The following is a 24,955-nucleotide window of genomic DNA, read 5'->3' as shown; positions in this document are numbered from 1 at the left end:
ACTCAATCCCTGTAGGAGCCGAGCTTGCTCGCGATGGCGGCGTATCTGATACACCGCGTTATCGTTCATCGCGAGCAAGCTTTGCTCCTACAGGTTTTGCGTTATTTGCCGGTGATCATCGGCAGGTTCAGCCCTTGTTCCTTGGCGCAGTCGATGGCGATCTGGTAACCGGCATCGGCGTGACGCATTACGCCGGTCGCCGGGTCGTTGTGCAGGACGCGAGCAATTCGCTCGGCCGCTTCGTCCGTACCGTCGCAGACAATCACCATGCCCGAGTGCTGGGAGAAGCCCATGCCGACACCGCCGCCGTGGTGCAGGGAAACCCAGGTCGCGCCGCTCGCAGTGTTGAGCAGGGCGTTGAGCAGTGGCCAGTCGGACACAGCGTCGGAACCGTCCTGCATCGATTCGGTTTCGCGGTTCGGGCTGGCTACCGAACCGGAGTCCAGGTGGTCACGACCGATCACGATCGGTGCCGACAGTTCGCCGCTACGCACCATTTCGTTGAACGCCAGACCGAGCTTGGCACGCAGGCCCAGACCTACCCAGCAAATACGCGCCGGCAGACCCTGGAAGCTGATGCGCTCGCGGGCCATGTCCAGCCAGTTGTGCAGGTGGGCGTCGTCCGGGATCAGTTCTTTGACCTTGGCGTCGGTCTTGTAGATGTCTTCGGCGTTGCCCGACAGTGCAGCCCAACGGAATGGACCGATGCCACGGCAGAACAGAGGACGGATGTAAGCCGGTACGAAGCCTGGGAAGTCGAATGCGTTTTCCACGCCTTCTTCCTGGGCCATCTGACGGATGTTGTTGCCGTAGTCGAAGGTCGGGATGCCCATTTTCTGGAAATCCAGCATCGCTTTAACGTGTACGGCCATCGATTGCTTGGCGGCTTTGACCACGGCAGCCGGCTCGGTCTTGGCGCGAGCGCGGTACTCTTCCCAGGTCCAGCCGGCTGGCAGGTAACCGTTGAGCGGGTCGTGGGCGCTGGTCTGGTCGGTGACCATGTCCGGGCGCACGCCACGACGAACCAGTTCCGGCAGGATTTCTGCCGCGTTACCCAACAGAGCGATGGAAATCGCCTTGCCTTCTTTGGTGTATTTGGCGATGCGGGCCAAAGCGTCGTCGAGGTCAGTGGCTTGCTCGTCGACGTAGCGGCTGTTCAGGCGAAAATCGATGCTCACCTGTTGGCATTCAATGTTCAGCGAGCAGGCACCGGCCAGAGTTGCGGCCAGAGGCTGAGCGCCACCCATGCCGCCGAGGCCTGCGGTCAGGACCCAACGACCTTTCAGGTCATCGTTGTAGTGTTGGCGACCGGCTTCGACGAAGGTTTCGTAGGTGCCCTGGACGATGCCCTGGCTGCCGATGTAGATCCAGCTGCCGGCGGTCATCTGGCCGTACATGGCCAGGCCTTTGGCGTCGAGTTCGTTGAAGTGTTCCCAGCTCGCCCAGTGTGGAACCAGGTTGGAGTTGGCGATCAGCACGCGCGGTGCGTTGCTGTGGGTCTTGAACACGCCGACCGGCTTGCCGGATTGCACCAGCAGCGTCTCGTCGTCGTTCAGGTTGGTCAGGCTTTCGACGATCTTGTCGTAGCATTCCCAGTTACGTGCCGCACGACCAATGCCACCGTAAACCACCAGCTCTTTAGGGTTCTCGGCGACTTCCGGGTCGAGGTTGTTCATCAGCATGCGCAGTGGCGCTTCGGTCAGCCAGCTTTTGGCGGTCAGCTTGTTACCGCGAGCGGCACGAATTTCTACGTCACGAAACTTGGTAGGTTTCTGGGTATTGTCAGTCACGAAAAAGACTCCTCAGCGATCAATTCAAACCAACCCGGGCGGTGGGCAAGCCAGCCTGTGCGCATCGTCGCGCCACAAGCGAATCAGTGGACGCTGCGGAGAGTCTCGGTCGACTCATACGCATACGTCTTTACTTGTACATACAAGCATATGCAATCAAGCGGCCAACTTGTTGGATGAGTGTTCAAGAAAAGTTTTTTTGAGACGGGAAAGCCTGTAAATCAAGGGTTTTGAGGGGGATGAAATTTTTCTGGGGGATTTTGCGTAAGGGGGAACGACTGTTACCTGAGCGTGGTTTTGCGCCACGCTGGGGCGTTCGGTAACAAATTGGTGCGCGAAGGGGAACAGTATGAGTAGCGGATTTGAGGCGGGGTGAATCGCTTTTGATAGGAGTCCGGCTTGCCGGCGATAGCGTCCATCGGATCGCCATCGCCGGCAAGCCGGGCTCCTACAGGGAAATCAGTTTGCAGTTAATTCGATGATGCAGCATGTGTTGTCAACGGCGACTTCCAGCAACCCGGCGTTTGCGTCGAGTTGCAGGCAATCATGGCGACCCAGTTGCTGGGTGCTGTTACCGACCTGCACTTTCAGCGTTTCACTCACGCTGAACACCAACACCGTGCCCGCTGAACTGAAAAACCGCTGCTCGCCTGTCAGCCACTGCAACCGCGCGCTATAACGCTGCGGCGCGTAAATCAGGTTGAAATCGCGGATCGGCCCGCCGAGCAGGGTGCACGACACCTCGCTCTCACCGCTGAAAGCAAACGGGGTCAGCGGTAACAGTGGATGCGTGTCCTGACCATCCACCCGCAGGATCATGCCGTCACCTTGCAGCACGGTGATGACGCGCTCATAACCGGTGAACGTCGAAAAACCGCCCGACTCGCCGATGTCGGCAATCGATAGGCGCCAGCCGAAACCATCAAGGCCGACGCCTGCGTCGCGGGTAATTTCTTCAGTGCTGCCACCGCCGTTTTTCCACGGCATGCGCGGGTAATCGATAGCGCGTAAAACCTTCAAACCATTCATTTATGCTCTCTATTTATGGAACCGTCCTTCCAGACGATGACGGGAACCGGGGTGGATCAAACGGGCGGCGGTCACTGGCTGACGACCGGACCAGGTGCGGCGGCGAATCAGCAGGCACGGCTCGCCCTTTTCAATCTGCAACAGCTTGCACTCGGACGCCTCGGCCAGAATCGCCTCGACCACGTGCTCGCCTTCGGTCAGCGGCGCTACCTGGTTCAGGTAGGCGTAAGGCGTTTGCAGGGTGAAGTCTTGCTTGAGGTAGTCCGGGGCTACCAGCGCGTTGACGAAACGGTCTTCGATTTGCACCGGGATATCGTTTTCGAAGTGCACGATCAGCGAGTGGAAAACCCTCTGCCCTTCGCGCATATCCAATGCCAGGGCGCGCTCGGAACCGGCGGCCTCTTCTTCGAGGGTTATCACCTTGCAGGTGTGGCGATGACCACGAGAAGCAATCTCGTCGGCGATGTTGTGCACTTCAAACAGCGCAGACTGGCTTTTCGGCTCGGCAACGAACGTACCCACGCCCTGCATGCGCACCAACAGACCGTCGGCGGTCATTTCGCGCAGGGCGCGGTTGATGGTCATGCGGCTGAAACCGAGCTGGCTGACCAGTTCGCTTTCCGAAGGCACGCGGTAATGCGGCGGCCAGTTTCCACTGTCGATTTGCTGGGTGATCATCTGTTTGACACGGGCGTACAAGGGCGCCGGACTGTCGCCCATGTTCGCGGCCAACGGTGACACTTGGGGCGGAGTCGGCACGGTTAATCCTTGTTCATTAAGTAGAGGTTGCTAGCTTGCCGGAGTTTACCGAGCAGGCAAACGTCTGTATATGTATATACAAATAACACACGATGGGGTGCTGAACCATGTCCGCCTTCTTTGCCGAACGCGCGCTACTGCCTAGTGGATGGGCCAACAATGTACGTCTTGAGGTCAACGCCGAGGGCGTATTGACCCATATCCAGGCCGATTCCCACGCAGATGGCGCCGAAAGGCTAAGCGGTCCGCTGCTGCCGGGCATGCCGAATCTGCACTCCCATGCCTTCCAGCGAGCGATGGCCGGGCTCGCGGAAGTGGCGGGTAATCCGAATGACAGTTTCTGGACCTGGCGCGATTTGATGTATCGCCTCGTCGGAAAAATCAGCCCGGACCAACTCGGTGTCATCGCCCGCCAGCTGTACATCGAAATGCTCAAGGCCGGTTATACCTCGGTCGCGGAATTTCACTACGTGCACCACGACACCAGCGGCCAGCCTTACGCAGACCCGGCCGAACTGGCGCTGCGCATCAGCCAAGCCGCCAGTTCCGCCGGTATCGGTCTGACCCTGTTACCGGTGCTCTACAGCCATTCCGGTTTCGGTGGCCAGACGCCGAACGACGGGCAGCGCCGCTTTATCAACAGCACCGAAAACTACCTGAAACTTCAGTCGCGTTTGCAGCCGATTCTGGCCCGGCAACCGGCGCAGTCGCTGGGTTTGTGCTTCCACTCGCTACGCGCGGTCACGCCACAGCAAATCAGCGAAGTGCTGGCCGCCAGCGACAAACAATGCCCAGTGCACATCCACATTGCCGAGCAGCAGAAAGAAGTCGATGACTGCCTGGCCTGGAGCGGTCGTCGCCCGCTGCAATGGCTGTACGAAAACACTGAGGTCGATCAGCGCTGGTGCCTGGTTCACGCCACTCACGCCAACGCGGAAGAAGTCACGCTGATGGCCAAGAGTCGAGCCATTGCCGGTCTGTGCCTGACCACCGAAGCCAACCTCGGCGACGGGATTTTCCCGGCGGTGGATTTCCTCGCTCAGGGTGGGCGCATGGGTATTGGTTCCGACAGCCATGTGTCCTTGAGCGTGGTGGAAGAATTGCGTTGGCTGGAATACGGCCAGCGTCTGCGCGATCAGCGGCGTAATCGGTTGTATGGCGCGGATCAGCCGATGGTCGGCCGCACGCTGTACGACGCGGCGCTGGATGGCGGCGCTCAGGCCCTGGGTCAGCCGATTGGCGCGTTGGAAGTGGGCAAGCGTGCGGACTGGCTGGTGCTGGACGGCAACGATCCGTACCTGGCAACAGCCAGTGGCGACGGGATTCTGAATCGCTGGTTGTTTGCCGGCGGCGATCGCCAGGTTCGCGATGTGCTGGTCAATGGCCAGTGGGTTGTGCGCGACGGGCGTCATGCCGGGGAAGAAGAAAGCAACCGCGCATTCACCCAAGTCCTGCGCGAACTTTTAGGCTGACACCGGAAACAATTGTGGGAGCGAGCCTGCTCGCGATGAGGCCATCAGATTCAACAATGATGTTGACTGACAGTCCGCTATCGCGAGCAGGCTCACTCCCACATTGGGTTTTCGGTGACCGTTAGTTTGAGGTCTTGGCCATCTGCGTCTCCGACGCACGCCAGATCAGCCGCGAGGTGTCGTAACCCTGCTGACGCGCCTTGCTCAGCAGTTCCTCTCGCACCACACCATTGACGGTCGGGGTCCGCGCCAACAGCCACAGGTACTTGCGACTCGGGTCGCCAACAATGGCGGTCTTGTAGTCGTCGCTGACGTACAACACCCAGTACTCGCCCTTCGCCACACCCGGAATCAGACGAGAAAGCCAGGTATCGAACTTGACCCACAACTTGTCGGCTTTGCCTGGCACCTGTGGATAAGCCGTGCCCTTGACCTCTTCCCACTGCCATTGCGCCGTCAGGCAGCGGTTCAATATCGCCATGTTACCGTCAGGCTTGAGGGTGTAATGGGCTTCGGATTGGGCGCAGTCGCGCTGGAAATACATGGGCATGCGAGCCAACTCATACCAGGTCCCCTGGTAACGCTTGAGGTTGACGCTGTTGACGGTTTTCGGCGCCAACGGATCTGGGCCAGAAGTGGCACAACCAGCCAATACCAGGCCGGCAAAAAGTACGAGTAATAACCGCTTCATTATTTTTCTCCCGTGGGCGCATCGCCCCGGTTTACTTCAGGCCTTGGCCGGAAAACATCAATACTTTGTCACCGGCATACTGCACGCTGATAAAGCTGTTTTTGTCGCCCCAGGTGCAACTGGACATACCCAGTGCGCCCGAGCAATCAGCAGGCTTACCCAGCAACGTTTCAACCTCGGCCTTAGGCATGCCGGTCGATAGCTTCGAGTAGTTTTCCTGATTGACCTTGCTGCATGCGGCCAACAACACGCAAAACGACAGCAAGGCGATAGATCGCAGCGACATGGTGAAACTCCTGGGACGAAGGGGAATGGCATGGCTGCCAAGCAGAACCTTAGAAGAGAAAACCCCCATCTGGTTCCCCGACCTCCGTGCTATTTATAGGGCCGCTCGTCTGCCTTTTTTCGAAAATCAGCCACTTTCCTGAGCCAATGAGTATTTCGTCAGTTTTTGCAAAAAGACGCCTAATCTTTGGCGCTGGCCAGTCGACATAGAAGGAGCGTAAAGCCCTCGACTGTGGCAATTCACGCTCCCTCGCTGACAAGTCCCTCCGCGGTAGTGCACTTAATGACCAGAAACATGAAATTCAGCCACAAGATCCTGCTGGCAGCCGCCCTCGTGGTCGCCGTTGCGTTTGCCTGCTTTATCCTGTTCAACGACTACCGCCAGCGCCAGACCTTGCGCAGCAGTACCGAATCCTCGATGCAGGTACTCGGCAGCCTGACCACCAACAACATCCAGACCTGGCTGGAAAGCCGCATCCAGTTGCTGCAATCGTTGTCCCAGCAGATCACCGTCGACGGCAGCGCACAGGCCAGCCTGAAACGCGCCATCGACCTGCCGGCGTACACCAGCAACTTCCAGCTGAGCTATTTCGGCGGCACTGACGGTGTGATGTTTTCGGTCCCGGCGGGCAATCGTGCCGCCGACTACGACCCACGTGCCCGTGGCTGGTACAAGGCGGCCAACAGTGCGCAACAGACCATCGTCACCGAACCGTACATCGCCGCGTCTTCCGGCAAACCAGTAATTACTGTTGCCACACCCGTGAAGTATCAGGGCCAGATGATCGGCGTCGCCGGCGCGGACATCGACCTGTCCAGCGTCAGCGCGATCATCAACTCTCTGAACTTCGGCGGCCACGGCCATGCGTTCATCGTCAGTGCCGACGGCAAGATCCTGATCCACCCGGACAGCAAACTGGTGCTCAAGGGCCTGGCAGACGCCTACCCGAACGGCGCACCGAAAGTCAGCCCGGGCATGAAAGAAGTCGAGCTCGACGGCAAAACCCAGTTCATCTCCTTCACCCACGTCAACGGCGTGCCGTCGGCGGACTGGTACGTGGCACTGGTGCTGGATCAGGACACCGCGTTCTCGATGCTCAGCGAATTCCGCACCTCGGCGATCATTGCCATGGTGATCGCAGTGGTGATCATCATTGCCTTGCTGGGCATGTTGATCAGCGTCCTGATGCAGCCGCTGCTAACCATGGGCCGCGCGATGCATGACATCGCCGAAGGTGAGGGTGACCTGACCAAACGCCTGACCATCCACGGTCAAGACGAATTCGGCGCCCTGGGCACTTCGTTCAACCGCTTTGTGGAACGTATTCATACCTCGATTCGGGAAGTGGCCTCGGCCACCGGCCAGGTCAACGAAGTCGCGTTGCGCGTGGTTGCCGCATCGAACTCATCGATGTTCAACTCCGACCAGCAAGCTTCGCGCACCAGCAGCGTTGCCGCAGCGATCAACGAACTGGGCGCCGCCGCCCAGGAAATCGCCCAGAACGCCGCCCTCGCCTCGCAGCACTCCAGCGATGCCCGCTCCCTGGCCGAAGACGGCCAGCAAGTGGTGGATAAAACCATCGCCGCGATGCAGCAGCTGTCAGCGAAGATCAGCGATTCGTGCGGCAACATCGAAACGCTCAACAGCAACACCGTGAACATTGGGCAGATTCTGGAAGTGATCACCAGCATTTCCCAGCAAACCAACCTGCTGGCGCTCAACGCAGCCATCGAAGCGGCCCGTGCCGGTGAAGCCGGTCGCGGTTTTGCCGTGGTCGCGGATGAAGTGCGCAACCTCGCCCACCGCACTCAGGATTCGGCGCAGCAAGTGCAGAAGATGATCGAGGAACTGCAAGTCGGCGCCCGTGAAGCGGTGAGCATCATGACCGACAGCCAGCGCCAGAGCGAAAGCAGCGTCGGCATCGCCAACCAGGCCGGGGAACGCCTGGGTAGCGTGACGCAGCGTATTGGTGAAATCGACGGGATGAACCAGTCGGTGGCGACGGCGACGGAAGAGCAGACCGCTGTGGTGGAGTCGATCAACGTCGACATTACCGAGATCAACACCCTGAACCAGGAAGGCGTGGAGAACTTGCAGGCGACCTTGCGGGCCTGTGCTGACCTAGAACAGCAGGCGGCGCGGTTGAAGCAGTTGGTGGGTAGCTTCAGGATCTGAGGCGCTCTCGCGGGCCCCTTCGCTGGCAAGCCAGCTCCTACGGGGATCTTTGTCGCACTGGAGATCCAATGTAGGAGCTGGCTTGCCAGCGAAGGCGGCATCAGCTGCAATGAATCTCTAAAACCTGGATCAATGCCCGTTGAGAGAACGCCGGTCGACAACGTCTGACGCAGGACTGAATTAAGACTAAACTCGGTCCTACTCAACCTGGCGAGGCTCACCCCATGAAGCTTTCATCTCAAATCAAGCCAATCAGCTACCTGAAAAGCCATACAGCAGAAATCGTCAAAACAATTACAGAAAGCCGTGAGCCCTTGGTCATCACCCAAAATGGTGAAGCAAAGCTCGTGGTAATGGACGTGAAAAGCTTCGAAGAGCAAGAAGACACGATGGCCCTTTTAAAACTCTTGGCAATGGGTAATCGTGAGATTGAAGAAGGCAAATTTCGCGATGCCGAAGACGTCTTCGCGGAACTGGACGAGGCTGACCATCAATGAGTTTAAAGGTCGTCATTCTTCAGTCCGCCGAAACAGACTTAAAAGAACTTCGTACCTATCTCATCAAACAGTTTTCCATCCAAACCTGGCAAAGCACCTACACCTCTTTGAAATCAGCCATCCGCCACTTGGGAGCGCAACCCTATTCAGGATCAATCCCTGAAGAAATAGAGAAGCTCCACCTCAGTCAGTACCGACAAATACTTTCAGGAATGAACAGGATCATTTATGAAGTACGAGACCAAACGGTCTATGTCCACATCATTGCCGATACTCGGAAAAACCTGCCAACACTGCTGATGAAACGCCTGTTTCAAGGGAATCCGTAAGTTCGAGGCCCATCGCGTCTAAAAACGCGAGCCTGGCCTGCGGAGAAACTCCAACTCCTCAGCCGTAGACTCCCGCCCCAACACCGCATTGCGATGCGGAAACCGCCCAAACCGCGCAATCACGTCCCGATGCCGCTCGGCATAATCCAGATTATCGGCAAACACAGCCCGATCAGCCTCCGGCTGCTGCGCCATCAATTCGATGAACCGCGAAACGGCTTCGTTCTGTACTGCCAGATGCTCGCAATGCTCCATCACCAGGTAGATAAACACCCGCTGAACAGGCCTCAACTGCCGATCAAAATCCGCAGCAATGCCTTGCGCCACCAGTGCCTGAGCCCTGAGATCGCCGGAAAAAGATTTGGGAGTGTCGCGATAGATCATTCGCGGGAGTTGATCGAGCAGCAGCACCAGAGCCAGCCAACCTTCGGGGCGTTGCGCCCAGTCAGTCAGTCCGCCGGCCAGTGCCTGCTCGACCCAGTCCCCGAAACGCGTCTGCGCTTCGAGGTCCTGGCTGTCGCGCTTGCCGAACCATAACTTGCCCTTGTCAGCCGCCACTTCATTAGGCGATTCGGCCTTACCGAACCACCAATCGAGCAACGGCTGCCAGGGCGCGGTCATGGTTTATTCCTTGTGGTAAGCCGTAACACGTTCGACTTCTTCTTTCGAACCGAGGAACACGGCGACACGCTGATGCAGGCCGTCAGGCTTGATGTCGAGGATGCGCTGATGGCCATCGGTGGAGGCGCCGCCAGCCTGTTCAACCAGGAACGACATCGGGTTGGCTTCGTACATCAGACGCAGTTTGCCCGGCTTGGACGGCTCGCGGCTGTCGCGTGGGTACATGAACAGACCGCCACGGGTCAGGATGCGGTGCACGTCTGCGACCATCGCGGCGACCCAGCGCATGTTGTAGTTCTTTTTCAGCGGGCCTTCTTCGCCAGCCAGCAATTCGCTGACGTAGCGTTGTACCGGCGCTTCCCAGTGGCGCTGATTGGAGGCGTTGATCGCGAATTCCTGAGTGGAAGTCGGGATCTTGATGTCTTCGTGGGTCAGCACGAAGCTGCCCATTTCACGGTCCAGGGTGAAGCCTTTCACGCCATCACCCAGGGTCAGGATCAACATGGTCTGTGGACCGTAGATCGCGTAACCGGCAGCCACTTGCTCGGTGCCTGGCTGCAGGAAAGCCTTTTCGTTCAAGGGCTCATTCTGGCTCAGGTATTCGTTCGGGCAACGCAGCACCGAGAAAATCGTACCGACCGGCGCGTTGATATCGATGTTCGACGAACCGTCCAACGGGTCGAATACCAGCAGGTAGGCGCCTTTCGGGTATTTGCCCGGGATCTGGTAGGCATTGTCCATTTCTTCGGACGCCATGCCGGCCAGGTGACCGCCCCATTCGTTGGCTTCGAGCAGGATCTCGTTGGAGATCACGTCGAGCTTCTTCTGCACTTCACCTTGGACGTTTTCAGTGCCCATGCTGCCCAGAACACCACCGAGGGCGCCTTTGGACACGGCGTGGTTGATCTCTTTGCAAGCACGCGCCACCACTTCGATCAGGAAACGCAGATCGGCAGGGGTGTTGTTGCTACGGGTCTGCTCAATCAAATAGCGACTCAGGGTAACGCGGGACATGGAAGGCTCCGGTGGAATGGGGGGGCTAAAAACCCGCGCAGTTTAACGCGAGTCGAGGCGCATTTCCTCCTATCAGACGTGATACGCCCAAGAGAGTTCATGTGCCGGGATGAGCGTAGTTCGAATCGGGCATTTTTACCGACCGATAAACCGCTTTCGCCGGCAAGCCGGTCTCGCTCCCACATGGGTACGCATTCAACTGTGGGAGCGAGCCTGCTCGCGATGGGTGCGCAGCACCCGCTTTCAGGGTTTGAGGGGGGGCTTGCGCAGCAAGCTGAACGCCATCGCCGCCAGAACCAGCACGCTCAGCAACAGCACCGCCCACAACCCGAATTTCTTCCAGTTCGTGCCTGCCGTCGCAGGCGCTACTAATGTAGACACCGGCGAAACCACGCCATCGCTCGCCACCACGGCCTTACCCAATGTCGCCAGCTTCTGCGCGCTGTAATCGGGAATCAGCGTCGACAACGGCAAGCTCGCCGCTTTCACCGTCGTATTCCCCAGCGCCAGCGTATAAGGCCCTGGCCCGCGCGCCAGGAACACCAGCCGCGTCGGACGCACGGCATACTTCAGCGTCGGAGCTTCGGCGCCCAGGCCTCCACCGCGTTCGTCCACGACCAGCTTCAACTGCTGCAGGGTTTGCCCCGGCAGCTGCAATTCGTTCTGCACCACGTCCTGGCCATTCTGGGTCAGGCGATACAGCAAGCCGCTGCCCAGCGGCTGCCACGGCAAGCTGCTCTCGCGGCGACCGGACAAAGTGACCGGTGCCAGACTGTTGGGCTGACTCAGTTCGACCTGCACCCGCTCGACATTCAGCCCCATCGGCAATTGCCAGGTGTATTCCCCCGTCTTCACGCTGCTGCCGGCCAACGGTTGCGACCAGACCAACGGCAGCGGCAAGCTGTGGATGCTCGCGCTTTCCAGCTGCGCCGACATCAGCGCCGGCGCCAGTTGTGGTGAACTCCATAACAAGCGCAGATAGCGCGCCGATTGCCCCGGCAGGCTGACTTCATGCTGCTCGACCCGTTCGTCGGCAAACGCCAGCCGTGCGACCTGTCCTTGGCCCCACGACTGCCAATGCTGCAAGTCGTCGCTGGCTTCGATGCTGAACTGCTGGAAGCCGTCGCGCTCGCTGGTCCAGTCGAGGACCAATTGCTGCAACGGCGCCTTGATGGCGCTGGCATCGAGCAACCAGCCGCGCAGCACTTCTTCGCCCGCTTCCAGCTGACTGGACGGCTGTACTTCGATCAGCGCGCCGCTGGCACTCGACTGCACCCGCACGCCAGGCGCGCGCTCGGTAGAATCTGCCGAGGTGTACAACGGGAACCACTTCACATCGGTCAGCGTGCGATTTTCGCGGGTTTGGGCCGGTTCTCTCGCCAAGGCATACGCCTGAACCTGACCGGCGGCGTTGAAGACACGCACATCACTCAGGTCGGTTTGCCGCGCATTCAACTGCACGCTCAACGGTAAATCAAGGCGATACCACGGGCCTTCGCCGCTCACGGACAACGGCACTTGAGTGGTGAAATCCGCCGGTTGCTCCTGGGCGCTGACCGACAGCGTCACACCCAGCGCAACCGCGCCCAACCATCCCAGGTTCAGCTTCTGACTCAAGACGACACTCCTTCGGTTTCCGGTGCCGGGTTTTCAGACTCCGGCGCAGCCTCGGCACGCTTGGGCGGCAGCGGCGCGAAATAGCCCACCACCAGCAGCAACACGCCAACGCCGATAAACGACACGATCCGCGCGAGCCCGCCGCGGTTACTCAATTCCACAAAGAACAGCTTGGCCACCACCACGCCGATCAACGCCGCACCGATCAGCCAGACCTCGCGACGATGGCGCAAATGACCGCCGATCATCAGGCTCAGCGCCATCAGGGTCCAGACGATGGACAGGCCGGCCTGCACCAACATCGATTCGAGCAACGCATCGAACTCGAACGGCACATCGCCCCAATGGTGCGCCGTGCGCATCACCAACGCGGTAAAGAACAGGAACAGTGAAACCCCGGCGATCAATTGCGTAGCGTGTTCGGCGTAGTCCTTGCGGATCGCTACTTGCGTCACGGCGCTGCGCGACCATGCGTAGACGCCGAACAGCGCAAACAGCAGGCCCAACTCCAGCGGGTTGATCAACGGAACATACGGCAGTGGTTCGGCGGTGCCGTCGCTGACGACGTTCGCCAGCCAAAACCAACCGAGCATCAACAGCGCCAGCGGTGCCGCCGCATACAGTCGGTATTCCCGGGGAAACGCCGACACCGGCCACGGCCAATTGCGCGGCGCAGCCATCAGCACCAGATACAGGCTTGGCAGAATCGCCCAGCCCAACCAGCGCCAGGCGTTGTATTGCTCGGACAACAGCAGCAAGCCGTAACGCAGCTCCAGCGCCAGCACACCGATCAACAGCCAGCAGCCGAGCACATGCGCGGCGCTCACAGCGCGCGCCGGTAACATGGGCGCCAGTCGCTTCAGCGAGATGGAATGCACGACGAACACCGCCGTCCAGGCCAGCCAACCAAAATTGGCCGCAGGGTGATAGCGCGAGTGCCACGCCGCAAGCAACACCACGCCGGCCGCCGGCATCAGCAAGGTGCACAGCAGCCCCAGCGACGACCATTTCAAGCGCAGCGCCAACGCCGTCCATAGCGCTACGCTAATGGTCGCAGCCACCAGCAACAGCGTTGCTTGCAGATTGACCGGGGCAAAACGCAGCACTTCACTGATCCACGCCAGCGCCCACCAACCCGCGCCCCACACCAGCAGCACTTCGGACAAACGCTGCAAGCTCAACACATCGAACGCCGAAGCGTGGTTGCCGAGCTGCAATCGCCAGGCCCCGACCAGCGCTGCCAAACCCAATACCAACGGCGTCCAGAAACCGCTGTGCGCCAGCGGCTTCAGTCCTTCGCTGGCCAAAGGTCCGAGCAGGTCCGGCCCGGCAAACAGGAACGCCGCGCCACCGATCACCTGCAACAGCAAACCGAAGACAAAACTCACGCGCTGTTTCAGATACAGGCTCAACCAGATGATGAACAAACCACTGGCCGCCCACACCGCGCTCGCGGTCTGCCACGGCAGGACGAACAGCACGGCCAGATTGATCAGCACCAGACCGGCCAGCAACACCACCGACAACCCGCGTAACAGTCGCACGTCGCTGCGCACCATCTCATCGCGCGCTGCCAGCAGCATGCCGGCGATCAAGGCCAGACCAATCAAGGACGCGCTCAGCAAACCGCTCCAGCCCGCGCTGAACACCGCCGTAGACTCACCACCGGCACCTTGCAGCCGCAGCAGGAACAACGCACCGCCGAGCAACTGCACGGCAAACGCGGTGAACAGGAACGTGCGCGATTGCAGACGCAGACCGACAAACAACGTCACCAGACCGGCCAGCGCCCAACTGATCGCCGTACCGTGGGTGAAGAAAAACAACGGCGCCAACAGATAAAGGAACGTCAGGCCGAGGCAAGCCAGAACCGGCAGCCCTTTGCGCTCCCATTGCGCGATATGCTCCGGCAAGGCTTGGCGCAATTGGTAGAAGCTGAACAGCAACGCCACGCCGAGCATCAACGCGCCCAACGGTGAGCCATCGAGCAGGCTGCTTTCGCCGATCCGCAACTCGCTGAGAAACGCCAGCGCCGAGCCCAGTTGAAGCAGCAAGGCAAAGGCCCGGGCCAACGGACGTTGCTGACGCAAGCCGAGCCAGAAAATCCCGGCGCCTTCGACGGCCCAAGCCGCAGCTGTCCAGCGTGCATCAAGGCCCAATGGAATGGCGAGGCTGGCGAAGATCACGCCCAGTGCCAGACAGGTTTCTGCCAGCAACAACGCGCGGCCACCCATCAGCAAACGGGCCAGGCCCATGTAGATCATGCCCAGCGCCAGCGCGCTGAACGCGGCGGCAAACTCAAGGTGCTGGACCAGCGCGAATTGCAAACCGAAGCCCACCAGCGGCGGACCAAACAGCATGGTGCCGTCGACGTAATCACCTTTGCGCGCCGACCAACGCAGCAGCGCCTCGCGGCTGTCGTCCTCGGGCGCATCGCTCATTTCCAGCAACTTGCGCCGGGCGAACAGCAGGCCGATGGCCAGGTACATCAGGAAAAACACAATCAGGAACGGCTCGGTGCTCCACAGCAACTCTGGCGTGTAAGAACGCAGGCCCCAGGCGAAACCGATGCCGAACGTGCCGACAAAACCGATCAGGTTGAGCAAACGCCAGGCCTTGAACCAGGCGATGGCGAGGATGCCGGCGTTGAGCAAGGCGAAGTAGCTGAACAGCGCGACGTGGTTGCCGGCGCCAGTGGACGTCAGGATTGGCGCGGCAAAACCGCCCAACGCGGCGGCGCAGGCCAACGCCAATGAATCCTGGGTGATCGCCAGAATCGCTGAGAACGCCGTGACCGCCACCAGAAGACCAAGCGCTGCCGTCGGATCCAGCAGCGGATGCAAGCGCATGGCAGCGAATACCGTCAGGTACAGCACGGCAATGCCGGTGCCTTGCAGCATCAATGCGTAATTGGTGTTGCGATGACGCAGCCACCAGCCCAGACCGAGCAGCCCCAACGCAGCCGCCGCGACGCCGGCGTAACGCAGTTCAATCGGCACGACCATGCCTTCGGTCGCATACCGCAGTAAAAAGGCCAGACCGAGGAACAACAGCACCACGCCGACCCGCAGCACAGTGTTACCGCCGAACAGCCAGGCGCGGGCACCGCTGATGGCGCGATCAATGAGGTTGGGGCCGCGCGGGGTGGCAGGCTCCCGGACGACCGGCTCGGGTTTCCAGGCGTCGGCAGGCAGTGGCCGGCTGGTTTCAGCCGCCGCAGCGGTGATTGGTTCGAGTTCGGGAGGCAGGTCCCAGATCAGTTCCGGGGTTTCGACAGGGGTTTCGACAGGGATTTCGTCGGGGGTAACTTCAGGAGGAGGTACGGGCTCGCTGGCAACTGGCTCGCTGGCTTCAGGTACTTTGACGCCGGACACTTCCAGCAAGGCCAGGCGTTGCTGCACCGCATTCAGCGCAACCTGCGTCTGCTCCAGCAGAAGGTGCTGCTCGGCGGCTTGTGAACCTAAACGGGTGATGCGAACGGCCTGGCCAATGCCCAACCCAAGCAACGCGCCCAACAGGGCATCGCTGAACGACTCGTCAAGTATCCAGCCGAGCACCAGCCCGATCAGCATTAAAATCCATTGCATGGTCGATATCCCTAAGCGGCCCCGCGACGGGGCGAGTCCGGAAAGACAGCATTGGCAGAGTTTAGTGTGAAACCACACAAACCTGTGGGAGCGAGCCTGCTCGCGATAGCGGACTGACATTCAGCATCAATGTTGAATGTCAGTCCGCTATCGCGAGCAGGCTCGCTCCCACAATGGATTGCCAATACGTGCCATCCGGTGTAACCGGTGCTTAGTATATCGACCAGGCCCGACACCGTCGGGCCGTGCACGCAAATTATTGCGAAACGTTACTCCAGCGCCTTCCAGATTTCCGTGGCGTACTCGCGAATGGTCCGGTCTGAAGAGAACCAACCCATCCGCGACGTGCTCAACACTGCCGAACGCCACCACTCCTTGGAATCGTGCCAATGGGCTTCGACGCGCATCTGCGCATTCCAGTAAGAGTCGAAATCGGCGCACACCAGGAAACGGTCGTAATCCACCAGCGAATCAATCAGCCCGGTGTAACGGGACGGATCATCCGGCGAGAACACCCCGCCGCGAATTGCTTGCAGCACGTCATTGAGTCGATGAGACGCCGCGATGTCCGGCGTCGCATTGAACTCGTGGTTCTGTTTGCGCGCCTCGACCTGCTGCGCACTGAGACCGAAGATGAACATGTGTTCGACGCCGATGCGCTCGGACATTTCTACGTTGGCGCCGTCCAGGGTGCCAATGGTCAGTGCACCGTTGAGGCCGAACTTCATGTTGCTGGTGCCGGAAGCCTCGAAGCCTGCGGTGGAAATCTGTTCCGACAAATCCGCCGCCGGAATAATGCTCTCCGCCAGGCTGACGTTGTAGTTGGGCAGGAACACCACTTTGAGCAGGCCGCGCACGGTCGGGTCGTTGTTCACCACCCGGGCAATATCGTTGGTCAACTTGATGATCAGCTTGGCCTGGTGATAACTGGCGGCGGCCTTGCCGGCGAAGATCTTCACGCGCGGCACCCAGTCGATTTCCGGTTCGGCCCGAATTGCCTGATACAGCGCCACGGTGTGCATCAGATTGAGCAACTGGCGTTTGTATTCGTGGATCCGTTTTACCTGCACGTCGAACATCGCCGCCGGGTTGACCGCCACTCCCAGCCGTTCATGAATCAGGTAGGCCAGGGCTTTTTTGCTGTGCAGCCGCTGTTCGGCGAATGCCTTGCGGAATGCGGATTTCTCGGCGAACGGTTCCAGGTCGAGCAAGCGTCCTTCGGGGTTATCCAGCAAATCAGGCCCGAGGGCATCGACCATCATCGACGTCAGTTCGGGGTTGGCCTGGTAGAGCCAACGGCGGAAGGTGATGCCGTTGGTCTTGTTGTTGATCCGGTCTGGGTAGAGCTTGTGCAGTTCGGAGAACACGGTTTTGCGCATCAGCTGCGTGTGCAGCCCGGACACGCCGTTGACACTGTGCGAGCCGAGGAACGCAAGGTTGCCCATGCGCACGCGGCGACCGTTGTCTTCTTCGATCAGCGACACCGCGCGCAACACGTCGAAGTCATGAATGCCCTTGGCCCGCAGGGAGTCGATGTGTTGGGCATTGATCAGGTAAATGATCTGCATGTGCCGTGGCAACATCCGCTCCATCAAACCGACCGGCCAGGTTTCCAGCGCTTCGGGCAACAGCGTGTGGTTGGTGTACGACAACGTGTCGACGGTGACTTGCCACGCCGCATCCCACGCCACGTCGTAGACATCGACCAGCTGGCGCATCAATTCGGCCACGGCAATCGAAGGGTGAGTGTCGTTGAGTTGGATCGCCGCGTGGTCGCCCAGGGTCAGCACCGAGGTGTGCATGTTGCGATGGCGGCGCAGCAAATCCTGCAAGGAGGCTGCGACGAAAAAGTATTCCTGACGCAGGCGCAGTTCCTGACCGGCTTCGGTGCTGTCCGCTGGATAAAGCACGCGAGAAATACTTTCGGCCCGGGCCACTTCCGCTACCGCGCCCAAGTGGTCACCGGCGTTGAAGCGCTCCAGGTGCAAATCTTCCATGGCCCGGGCACGCCACAGACGCAGCGTGTTGACGCTCGCCCCGCGCCAACCGACCACCGGCGTGTCGTAAGCAATCGCGCGGACGGTTTCCACTGGGGTCCAGACTTGCTTGGTCTTGCCGTTTTCATCGGTGACGGTTTCGACGCTACCGCCAAAGCCTATCGGGTAAACGACTTCTGGTCGCTCGAATTCCCACGGGTTGCCAAAGTCCAGCCAATGTTCGGTCTGCTCCTGCTGCCAGCCATCGACAATGGCCTGGCGGAACAAACCGTGTTCATAACGAATGCCGTATCCGTGGCCGGCGATGCCGAGGGTTGACATGCTTTCCATGAAGCACGCCGCCAGACGACCGAGGCCGCCATTACCCAGCGCCGCGTCGGGCTCCAGCAGGCGAATGCGTTCGAGGTCGACGCCGAGTTCGGTCAGCGCTTCACGGGCGACGTCGAGCAAGCCAAGGTTGCTCAGGCTGTCGTAGAGCAGCCGACCGATAAGGAACTCCAGGGAGAGGTAATAAACCCGTTTCTGCCCTTTGCGGTAGATCTGCCGGGTGTGGTCCATCCAGTGCTCGACCATGTGGTCCCGTGCCGCCAGGGCGATGGCTTCAAACCAGTCGTGGTCGAAGGCATGATCCGGGTCTTTACCCACCGCGTAGGTGAGTTTGGTCAAGACGGCATCGCGGAATGCGGCCACCTCAGCTTCGCGAACAAGTGGTTCTTGAGTCATCGATAGGACCTCGAGCGAGCGTGGAGTTGTTGAGCCTAGACGGTCTGACAGACGGTGGGGGGCTCTGGTTCGGCAGTTTTTTCCTGAGAGTGCGAGATAGGTCGGCATTACATTGTCGTGTGCCTGAATCAATGCAGGGGCCGTGCCGGATTAACGGTGCTATTGAGGTGGTACAGAAAAAATCTGGCGAAAGGTTGTTCAAAAATCCACCAGTCCCGGTATGATCGCGCGCCCTGATACACGTGCTGGTAACAACCGATGATGAAGCCCAACCTGATCGCTGCCGCTGAGATCGATCGCCTCGATACCTGGGCCAAGTACTCTGCGCCGATGTGCGGTTCCTGCGTGTCCAGCTGCTGCACGCTACCGGTCGAGGTCAAGATCAAGGATCTGATCCGTATCGGCATCGTCGACGAGTTCGAGCGCGGCGAGCCGGCGAAAAACATCGCCAAGCGCCTGCAGAAGGAAGGGATCGTCGAGCGCTATAGCCAGAAGACCGAGATCTTCACCCTTCAGCGCATGAGCAACAACGATTGTCTCTATCTGGATCGTAAGAGCCGTCTGTGCACTATTTATGAAAAGCGCCCGGACACTTGCCGCAACCACCCGAAAATCGGGCCGCGACCGGGGTATTGCGCGTACAAGCCAAAGGAAGTGGCGCGCGAGACCAGCGCCAGCCGCCGGCCGCTCGAGAAGTTCTGATCCAGAATCTCGCGGTCTGAACCGACCCCATCGCGAGCAGGCTCACTCCTACAGTGGATCTTCAGTGTTTGCACAGAACCCTGTAGGAGTGAGCCTGCTCGCGATGAGGCCAGCACAAACACCGCACAAACCCCAGACAAACAAAAACGCCCCCGACCTTGCGGTCGGGGGCGTTTTTTTGTCAGCTAACTAAAGAACTTAGTTACCGGACTTCTTCGCAGCACGGGTACGCTCGCTTTCGCCCAGGATCTTCTTACGAAGACGGATGGACTTAGGAGTGACTTCGCACAATTCGTCTTCTTGAACGAATTCCAGAGCCTGTTCCAGAGTGAAGCGGATAGGCGGAACCAGAGCGATGGTTTCGTCTTTACCCGAAGCACGCATGTTGTCGAGCTTCTTGCCTTTGGTTGGGTTAACGCCCAGGTCGTTGTCGCGGCTGTTGATGCCGACGATTTGACCTTCGTACACGTCTTCACCGTGACCCAGGAACAGTTTGCCGCGAGCTTGCAGGGTTTCCAGCGAGTAAGTCAGAGCCTTACCGGTAGCAACCGAAACCAGCACGCCGTTCTGACGGCCGGACATGTCGCCGGACTTCATCACGTCGTAACGGTCGAAGATCGAGGTCAGGATGCCTGCACCGGAGGTCAGGGTCAGGAACTCGTTACGGAAACCGATCAGGCCACGAGCCGGGATGTTGTACTCAAGGCGCACACGGCCCTTGCCATCCGGAACCATGTTGGTCAGGTCGCCCTTACGGATACCGATCTGCTCCATGATCGAACCTTGCGATTCTTCTGGCAGGTCGATGGTCACGTTTTCGTACGGTTCGTGCTTCACGCCGTCAACCATGCGGATGATCACTTCCGGACGACCAACACCCATTTCGAAGCCTTCGCGACGCATGGTTTCGATCAGTACCGAGAGGTGCAGCTCACCACGGCCGGAGACTTTGAACTTGTCGGCGGTGTCGCCTTCTTCAACGCGCAGGGCAACGTTGTAGAGCAGTTCTTTGTCCAGACGTTCCTTGATGTTACGGGAAGTCACGAACTTGCCTTCTTTACCGCAGAAAGGCGAGTCGTTTACCTGGAAGGTCATGGAAACGGTTGGTTCGTCAACGGTCAGCGGCTTCATCGCTTCGACGTTCAGTGGGTCGCACAGAGTGTCGGAGATGAACAGCTGGTCGAAGCCGCTGATGCAGACGATGTCGCCGGCAGCTGCTTCTTCAACGTCGATACGGTGCAGACCGTGGTGACCCATCAGCTTCAGGATACGACCGTTACGCTTCTTGCCGTCCGCGTCGATAGCGACAACCGGAGTGTTCGGCTTGATGCGGCCACGAGCGATACGGCCAACGCCGATTACACCCAGGAAGCTGTTGTAGTCCAGAGCGGAGATTTGCATCTGGAACGGACCGTCACGGTCGACTTTCGGCGCAGGTACGTTGTCGACGATCGACTGGTACAGCGGGGTCATGTCTTCAGCCATGTCGGTGTGTTCCAGACCGGCAATACCGTTCAGGGCCGAGGCGTAGACGACTTTGAAGTCCAGCTGTTCTTCGGTAGCACCGAGGTTGTCGAACAGGTCGAAGATCTGGTCCAGAACCCAGTCCGGACGCGCGCCTGGACGGTCAACCTTGTTGATGACCACGATTGGACGCAGGCCGGCTTCGAAAGCCTTCTTGGTCACGAAACGGGTTTGCGGCATAGGGCCGTCTTGAGCGTCAACCAGCAGCAGAACGGAGTCAACCATCGACATTACGCGTTCAACTTCGCCGCCGAAGTCGGCGTGGCCCGGGGTGTCCACGATGTTGATGTGGTAGCCGTTCCAGTTGATAGCGGTGTTTTTCGCCAGAATGGTAATACCGCGCTCTTTCTCCTGGTCGTTGGAGTCCATCACGCGCTCGTCGTTGAGCTCGTTGCGCTCCAGGGTGCCGGATTGACGCAAGAGTTTGTCTACCAGGGTGGTTTTACCATGGTCAACGTGAGCAATGATGGCGATGTTGCGTAGATTTTCGATCACTTGTGTATCTCGATCAGAGGATTCGGTGTGCTGACAAGTCTTGGCAGCGATTAACAGTAGAGTCAGGCCTTGCCGTTACAGCTTGACGGCAGAGTCGGGGGGCCGATGACGCAGGCCACAGGCAAACAGCCCCGGGCTCTTAGCTCGGTCGATAAACGCGCACATTGGCATGCCCCTCACTGAGCAAATGGTGGGCATGCAGGCGACTCATCACGCCTTTGTCGCAATACAGCAGGTACTGGCGAGTAGGGTCCAGTTCCTTGAAACGAGCGTTCAATGCATAGAAAGGCATCGCTTGTACCTCGATACCAGCCAGGGCCAGCGGATCATCTTCAGCGGCATCCGGGTGACGGATGTCGATGATGATTTGCCCCGCCAGCGCTTCGCTGACTTCTTCAATCTGCAAGTCCTGGCCCAATTCGTCGATTACACGATCGATCGGTACCAGCTTGGCGTTCTCGAGCGCACGCTCAAGGACCGCCATGTCGAATTCTTTCTCTTCATGCTCCACGCGCGGACGCTTGGCGTGGGTCTTTGGGTTCACCGAGATGACCCCGCAGTATTCCGGCATGTGCTTGGCGAAGTCGGCAGTCCCGATTTCGTTGGCCAGGTCGATGATGTCCTGCTTGTGACTGGCGATCAGCGGACGCAAGACCAGCTTGTCGGTCACGCAGTCGATCACGGACAGGTTCGGCAACGTCTGGCTCGACACCTGGGAAATCGCTTCACCGGTGACCAGCGCTTCAATGTCCAGCCGATCAGCAATACGGGAAGCAGCGCGCAACATCATACGCTTCAAAACTACGCCCATATGACTGTTATCGACTTTCCCGAGAATTTCTCCCAGTACTTCCTCGAACGGCACACTGACAAATAACACGCGTTGGGAGCTTCCGTACTTCTTCCAGATGAAGTGCGCGACTTCCATGACGCCCAGTTCATGGGCCCTTCCGCCCAAATTGAAGAAGCAGAAATGGCTCATCAGGCCACGGCGCATGATCTGGTACGCCGCCACGGTGGAATCGAAGCCGCCGGACATCAGCACAAGCGTCTGTTCCAGGGCACCCAGCGGATATCCACCGATGCTGTTGTGCTGGCTGTGGATCACGAACAACCGTTTGTCGCGAATTTCGATGCGAACTTCGATTTCCGGCTCTTTGAGCGAGATTCCGGCCGCACCACATTGACGACGCAGTTGGCTGCCGACGTATTTTTCGACATCCATCGAGCTGAATTCGTGCTTGCCGGCGCGCTTGCAACGCACCGAGAAGATCTTCCCGGCCAGTGAATCACCGAAGTGCTGCTTGCACTTGGCGACGATGTCGTCGAAATCGCCCAACGGGTACTCATCGACCTGCAGGAAATGCGCAATGCCCGGCATGCAGCTCAGGCGCTCGGTCATCTCCTTCAGAGCTTTGGGCTCGCTGACGCGGGTTTCCAGTTCGAGATTGTCCCACACACCGTTCACCACCACGGCCGGGTCCAGGTCGCGGAGCACGGTGCGGATGTTTTTAGCCAATTGGCGGATGAAACGCATCCGTACCGGGCGGCTCTTGATGGTGATCTCGGGGAAGACTTTTACGATTAGTTTCATGAAAACAGCGCGCGCTGGGCCAGCCGAAAAAGGGGGGCGCGGATTATAGCGGAAATTGCTCAAGGTTTAACCAGTTAATGTGCAGAAGGTTTTTCGCGCACCAAAACAGGTCATTTCCAGATTTTAACGCTACATTGTAGGGCGAGATTTACCACCTAAAGACCCTTTGTTCCTTTATAAGCGTGAAATTGGGGCAAAAAACCCATGGTGGGGCACTGGCATGCAATTTGCTCCCTTGTGAGGCAGGTTGCCTTGGCAGAGTATTCGCGCCGGCATCACCCACATTCTAAGGGCATCCACTACTAAGCCCGAAGCCACCCGGAGGACACTATGTCGAAGTCGGTTCAACTCATCAAAGATCATGACGTCAAATGGATTGATCTGCGCTTCACGGACACCAAAGGCACTCAGCACCACGTGACCATGCCGGCTCGCGACGCGCTGGATGACGCTTTCTTCGAAGAAGGCAAAATGTTCGACGGCTCCTCCATCGCTGGCTGGAAAGGCATCGAAGCCTCCGACATGATCCTGCTGCCGGACGACAGCACTGCCGTGCTCGATCCGTTCACCGAAGACCCAACGCTGATTCTGGTCTGCAACGTGATCGACCCTTCGACCATGCAAGGCTATGACCGTGACCCACGCGCCATCGCCCACCGCGCCGAGGAATACCTGAAGTCGACCGGTATCGGCGACACCGTATTCGTAGGTCCAGAGCCTGAGTTCTTCATCTTCGATCAGGTGAAGTTCAAGTCCGACATCTCCGGCTCGATGTTCAAAATCTTCTCCGAACAAGGTTCCTGGATGTCCGACCAGGACATCGAAGGCGGCAACCATGGCCACCGCCCAGGTATCAAAGGCGGTTACTTCCCGGTTCCACCGTTTGACCACGACCACGAAATCCGTACCTCCATGTGCAACGCCATGGAAGAAATGGGCCTGGTCATCGAAGTTCACCACCACGAAGTGGCGACTGCCGGCCAGAACGAAATCGGTGTGAAGTTCAACACCCTGGTCGCCAAGGCTGACGAAGTTCAGACCCTGAAGTACTGCGTACACAACGTTGCTGTCGCTTACGGCCGCACCGCGACCTTCATGCCTAAGCCTCTGTACGGCGACAACGGTTCGGGTATGCACGTTCACCTGTCCATCGCCAAAGATGGCAAGAACACCTTCGCTGGCGAAGGCTATGCCGGCCTGTCCGACACCGCTCTGTACTTCATCGGCGGCATCATCAAGCACGGTAAGGCCCTGAACGGCTTCACCAACCCGTCGACCAACTCCTACAAGCGTCTGGTCCCAGGTTTCGAAGCTCCAGTAATGCTGGCCTACTCGGCTCGCAACCGTTCCGCTTCGATCCGTATTCCTTACGTGTCCAGCCCTCGCGCTCGCCGTATCGAAGCTCGCTTCCCGGATCCAGCAGCTAACCCGTACCTGGGCTTCGCTGCACTGTTGATGGCTGGCCTGGACGGCATCCAGAACAAGATCCACCCTGGCGACGCAGCTGACAAAAACCTGTACGACCTGCCGCCTGAAGAGGCGAAAGAGATCCCACAAGTTTGCGGCAGCCTGAAAGAAGCCCTGGAAGAGCTGGACAAAGGTCGTGCGTTCCTGACCAAAGGCGGCGTGTTCTCCGATGACTTCATCGACGCTTACATCGCTCTGAAAAGCGAAGAAGAAATCAAGGTCCGTACCTTCGTACACCCACTGGAATATGAGCTGTACTACAGCTGCTGATCCGGTAGCGCTGCGGCACGCGGCGTGACAAAAAAGAGGCCTTCTTCGGAAGGCCTTTTTTGTGCCCGCGATGCCACGACCGATGAAAAACCCTGTGGGAGCGAGCCTGATCTGGCCTAATGAAATTGGACACATCAATAGGGCGCTATGATGGCGCCCAAATCTAAGGTGTGCATGATGATGCGAAAGTCCTATTCCAGCGAGTTCAAGCTCAATGCTGCAAGCATGGTGCTTGATGAAGACCAGCCCATTCTTGAGGTCTGCGCCAACTTCGATATCGGCCCTACTGCGTTGCGCCGCTGGGTCGAGCAGGTCA

At 59.0% G+C, this 24,955-nt stretch carries 19 protein-coding genes and 1 pseudogene; 8 read left to right on the top strand and 12 right to left on the bottom strand.

Annotated elements, in window-relative coordinates:
• Window positions 1-101: 101 nt before the first annotated feature.
• The 3 genes from hutU to hutC form a co-directional block, all read right to left on the bottom strand.
• Window positions 102-1,790, bottom strand: coding sequence for a urocanate hydratase (gene hutU / locus AC1DWM_RS20810; protein WP_223519881.1), 1,689 nt, complete (start codon window positions 1,788-1,790; stop codon window positions 102-104).
• A gap of 459 nt (window positions 1,791-2,249) precedes the next feature.
• Complete coding sequence (locus tag AC1DWM_RS20805; RefSeq protein ID WP_477796013.1) at window positions 2,250-2,819, bottom strand: HutD/Ves family protein; 570 nt, start codon at window positions 2,817-2,819, stop codon at window positions 2,250-2,252.
• Between the two features lie 9 nt (window positions 2,820-2,828).
• Window positions 2,829-3,539 (bottom strand): histidine utilization repressor, encoded by a 711-nt coding sequence (hutC, locus tag AC1DWM_RS20800; RefSeq protein ID WP_154505298.1) that lies wholly within the window; start codon window positions 3,537-3,539, stop codon window positions 2,829-2,831.
• Between the two features lie 146 nt (window positions 3,540-3,685).
• Here hutC and AC1DWM_RS20795 point away from each other — a divergent pair, with 146 nt between their 5' ends.
• Entirely contained in the window at window positions 3,686-5,050 is a 1,365-nt protein-coding gene (locus tag AC1DWM_RS20795; protein WP_223519877.1) for a formimidoylglutamate deiminase, read from the top strand.
• A 121-nt stretch (window positions 5,051-5,171) separates the two neighbouring features.
• Here the strand turns inward: AC1DWM_RS20795 and AC1DWM_RS20790 are convergent, their stop codons facing one another.
• Both AC1DWM_RS20790 and AC1DWM_RS20785 read right to left on the bottom strand, forming a co-directional pair.
• Window positions 5,172-5,741, bottom strand: a complete 570-nt coding sequence (locus AC1DWM_RS20790; protein WP_223519875.1) for a lipocalin family protein — start codon at window positions 5,739-5,741, stop codon at window positions 5,172-5,174.
• A 31-nt stretch (window positions 5,742-5,772) separates the two neighbouring features.
• Window positions 5,773-6,027, bottom strand: coding sequence for a hypothetical protein (locus tag AC1DWM_RS20785; RefSeq protein WP_059406430.1), 255 nt, complete (start codon window positions 6,025-6,027; stop codon window positions 5,773-5,775).
• Window positions 6,028-6,309: 282 nt separating this feature from the next.
• Between AC1DWM_RS20785 and AC1DWM_RS20780 the strand changes: the two are divergent.
• From AC1DWM_RS20780 to AC1DWM_RS20765, 4 genes and pseudogenes are all read left to right on the top strand, one after another.
• Window positions 6,310-7,344, top strand: a pseudogene (locus tag AC1DWM_RS20780) (HAMP domain-containing protein); the annotation flags it as partial.
• Window positions 7,345-7,437: 93 nt separating this feature from the next.
• Window positions 7,438-8,202: a methyl-accepting chemotaxis protein gene (locus AC1DWM_RS20775; protein ID WP_411741868.1), complete on the top strand. Its 765-nt coding sequence runs from the start codon at window positions 7,438-7,440 to the stop codon at window positions 8,200-8,202.
• Between the two features lie 224 nt (window positions 8,203-8,426).
• On the top strand, window positions 8,427-8,699 hold the full coding sequence (locus AC1DWM_RS20770) for a type II toxin-antitoxin system Phd/YefM family antitoxin (protein WP_223519872.1): 273 nt from the start codon (window positions 8,427-8,429) through the stop codon (window positions 8,697-8,699).
• The gene (locus AC1DWM_RS20765) at window positions 8,696-9,028 is read left to right on the top strand and encodes a type II toxin-antitoxin system RelE/ParE family toxin (protein ID WP_223519870.1); all 333 of its coding nucleotides are present in this window, start codon (window positions 8,696-8,698) and stop codon (window positions 9,026-9,028) included. The genes AC1DWM_RS20770 and AC1DWM_RS20765 overlap by 4 nt, the downstream gene beginning before the upstream one ends.
• 18 nt (window positions 9,029-9,046) lie before the next feature.
• Here the strand turns inward: AC1DWM_RS20765 and AC1DWM_RS20760 are convergent, their stop codons facing one another.
• The 5 genes from AC1DWM_RS20760 to AC1DWM_RS20740 all read right to left on the bottom strand — a co-directional run bounded on the left by AC1DWM_RS20760 (window position 9,047) and on the right by AC1DWM_RS20740 (window position 18,587).
• The gene (locus tag AC1DWM_RS20760; protein ID WP_477796012.1) at window positions 9,047-9,649 is read right to left on the bottom strand and encodes a DUF924 family protein; all 603 of its coding nucleotides are present in this window, start codon (window positions 9,647-9,649) and stop codon (window positions 9,047-9,049) included.
• A 3-nt stretch (window positions 9,650-9,652) separates the two neighbouring features.
• On the bottom strand, window positions 9,653-10,663 hold the full coding sequence (locus AC1DWM_RS20755) for a class 1 fructose-bisphosphatase (RefSeq protein WP_223519866.1): 1,011 nt from the start codon (window positions 10,661-10,663) through the stop codon (window positions 9,653-9,655).
• Between the two features lie 243 nt (window positions 10,664-10,906).
• Window positions 10,907-12,280: a DUF3999 domain-containing protein gene (locus AC1DWM_RS20750; protein ID WP_477796011.1), complete on the bottom strand. Its 1,374-nt coding sequence runs from the start codon at window positions 12,278-12,280 to the stop codon at window positions 10,907-10,909.
• Window positions 12,277-15,867 (bottom strand): DUF2339 domain-containing protein, encoded by a 3,591-nt coding sequence (locus AC1DWM_RS20745; protein ID WP_477796010.1) that lies wholly within the window; start codon window positions 15,865-15,867, stop codon window positions 12,277-12,279. Before AC1DWM_RS20745 ends, AC1DWM_RS20750 begins: the two co-directional genes overlap by 4 nt.
• A 269-nt stretch (window positions 15,868-16,136) precedes the next feature.
• A complete protein-coding gene (locus AC1DWM_RS20740) occupies window positions 16,137-18,587 on the bottom strand; it encodes a glycogen/starch/alpha-glucan phosphorylase (protein ID WP_223519860.1) in 2,451 nt (816 codons plus the stop codon).
• A 261-nt stretch (window positions 18,588-18,848) separates the two neighbouring features.
• On the opposite strand from AC1DWM_RS20740, the gene AC1DWM_RS20735 reads away from it, so the two are divergent.
• Window positions 18,849-19,289 carry a YkgJ family cysteine cluster protein gene (locus AC1DWM_RS20735; RefSeq protein WP_085984721.1) on the top strand — a complete coding sequence of 147 codons (441 nt, stop codon included), beginning with the start codon at window positions 18,849-18,851 and terminating at the stop codon, window positions 19,287-19,289.
• A gap of 198 nt (window positions 19,290-19,487) precedes the next feature.
• Here the strand turns inward: AC1DWM_RS20735 and typA are convergent, their stop codons facing one another.
• Both typA and thiI read right to left on the bottom strand, forming a co-directional pair.
• A complete protein-coding gene (gene typA / locus AC1DWM_RS20730) occupies window positions 19,488-21,308 on the bottom strand; it encodes a translational GTPase TypA (protein WP_090176728.1) in 1,821 nt (606 codons plus the stop codon).
• Between the two features lie 139 nt (window positions 21,309-21,447).
• The gene (thiI, locus tag AC1DWM_RS20725; RefSeq protein WP_223519858.1) at window positions 21,448-22,902 is read right to left on the bottom strand and encodes a tRNA uracil 4-sulfurtransferase ThiI; all 1,455 of its coding nucleotides are present in this window, start codon (window positions 22,900-22,902) and stop codon (window positions 21,448-21,450) included.
• A gap of 330 nt (window positions 22,903-23,232) precedes the next feature.
• On the opposite strand from thiI, the gene glnA reads away from it, so the two are divergent.
• Both glnA and AC1DWM_RS20715 read left to right on the top strand, forming a co-directional pair.
• Window positions 23,233-24,639, top strand: coding sequence for a type I glutamate--ammonia ligase (gene glnA, locus AC1DWM_RS20720; protein WP_223519857.1), 1,407 nt, complete (start codon window positions 23,233-23,235; stop codon window positions 24,637-24,639).
• A 147-nt stretch (window positions 24,640-24,786) separates the two neighbouring features.
• On the top strand, window positions 24,787-24,955 hold a 169-nt coding region (locus AC1DWM_RS20715), incomplete at its 3' end, for a transposase (protein WP_477796026.1).

The sequence above is a fragment of the Pseudomonas sp. P4_C8 genome (assembly GCF_056401975.1).
Note: the sequence above shows the minus strand (reverse complement) of the source record. Positions and strands in the feature narration are given on the sequence as shown.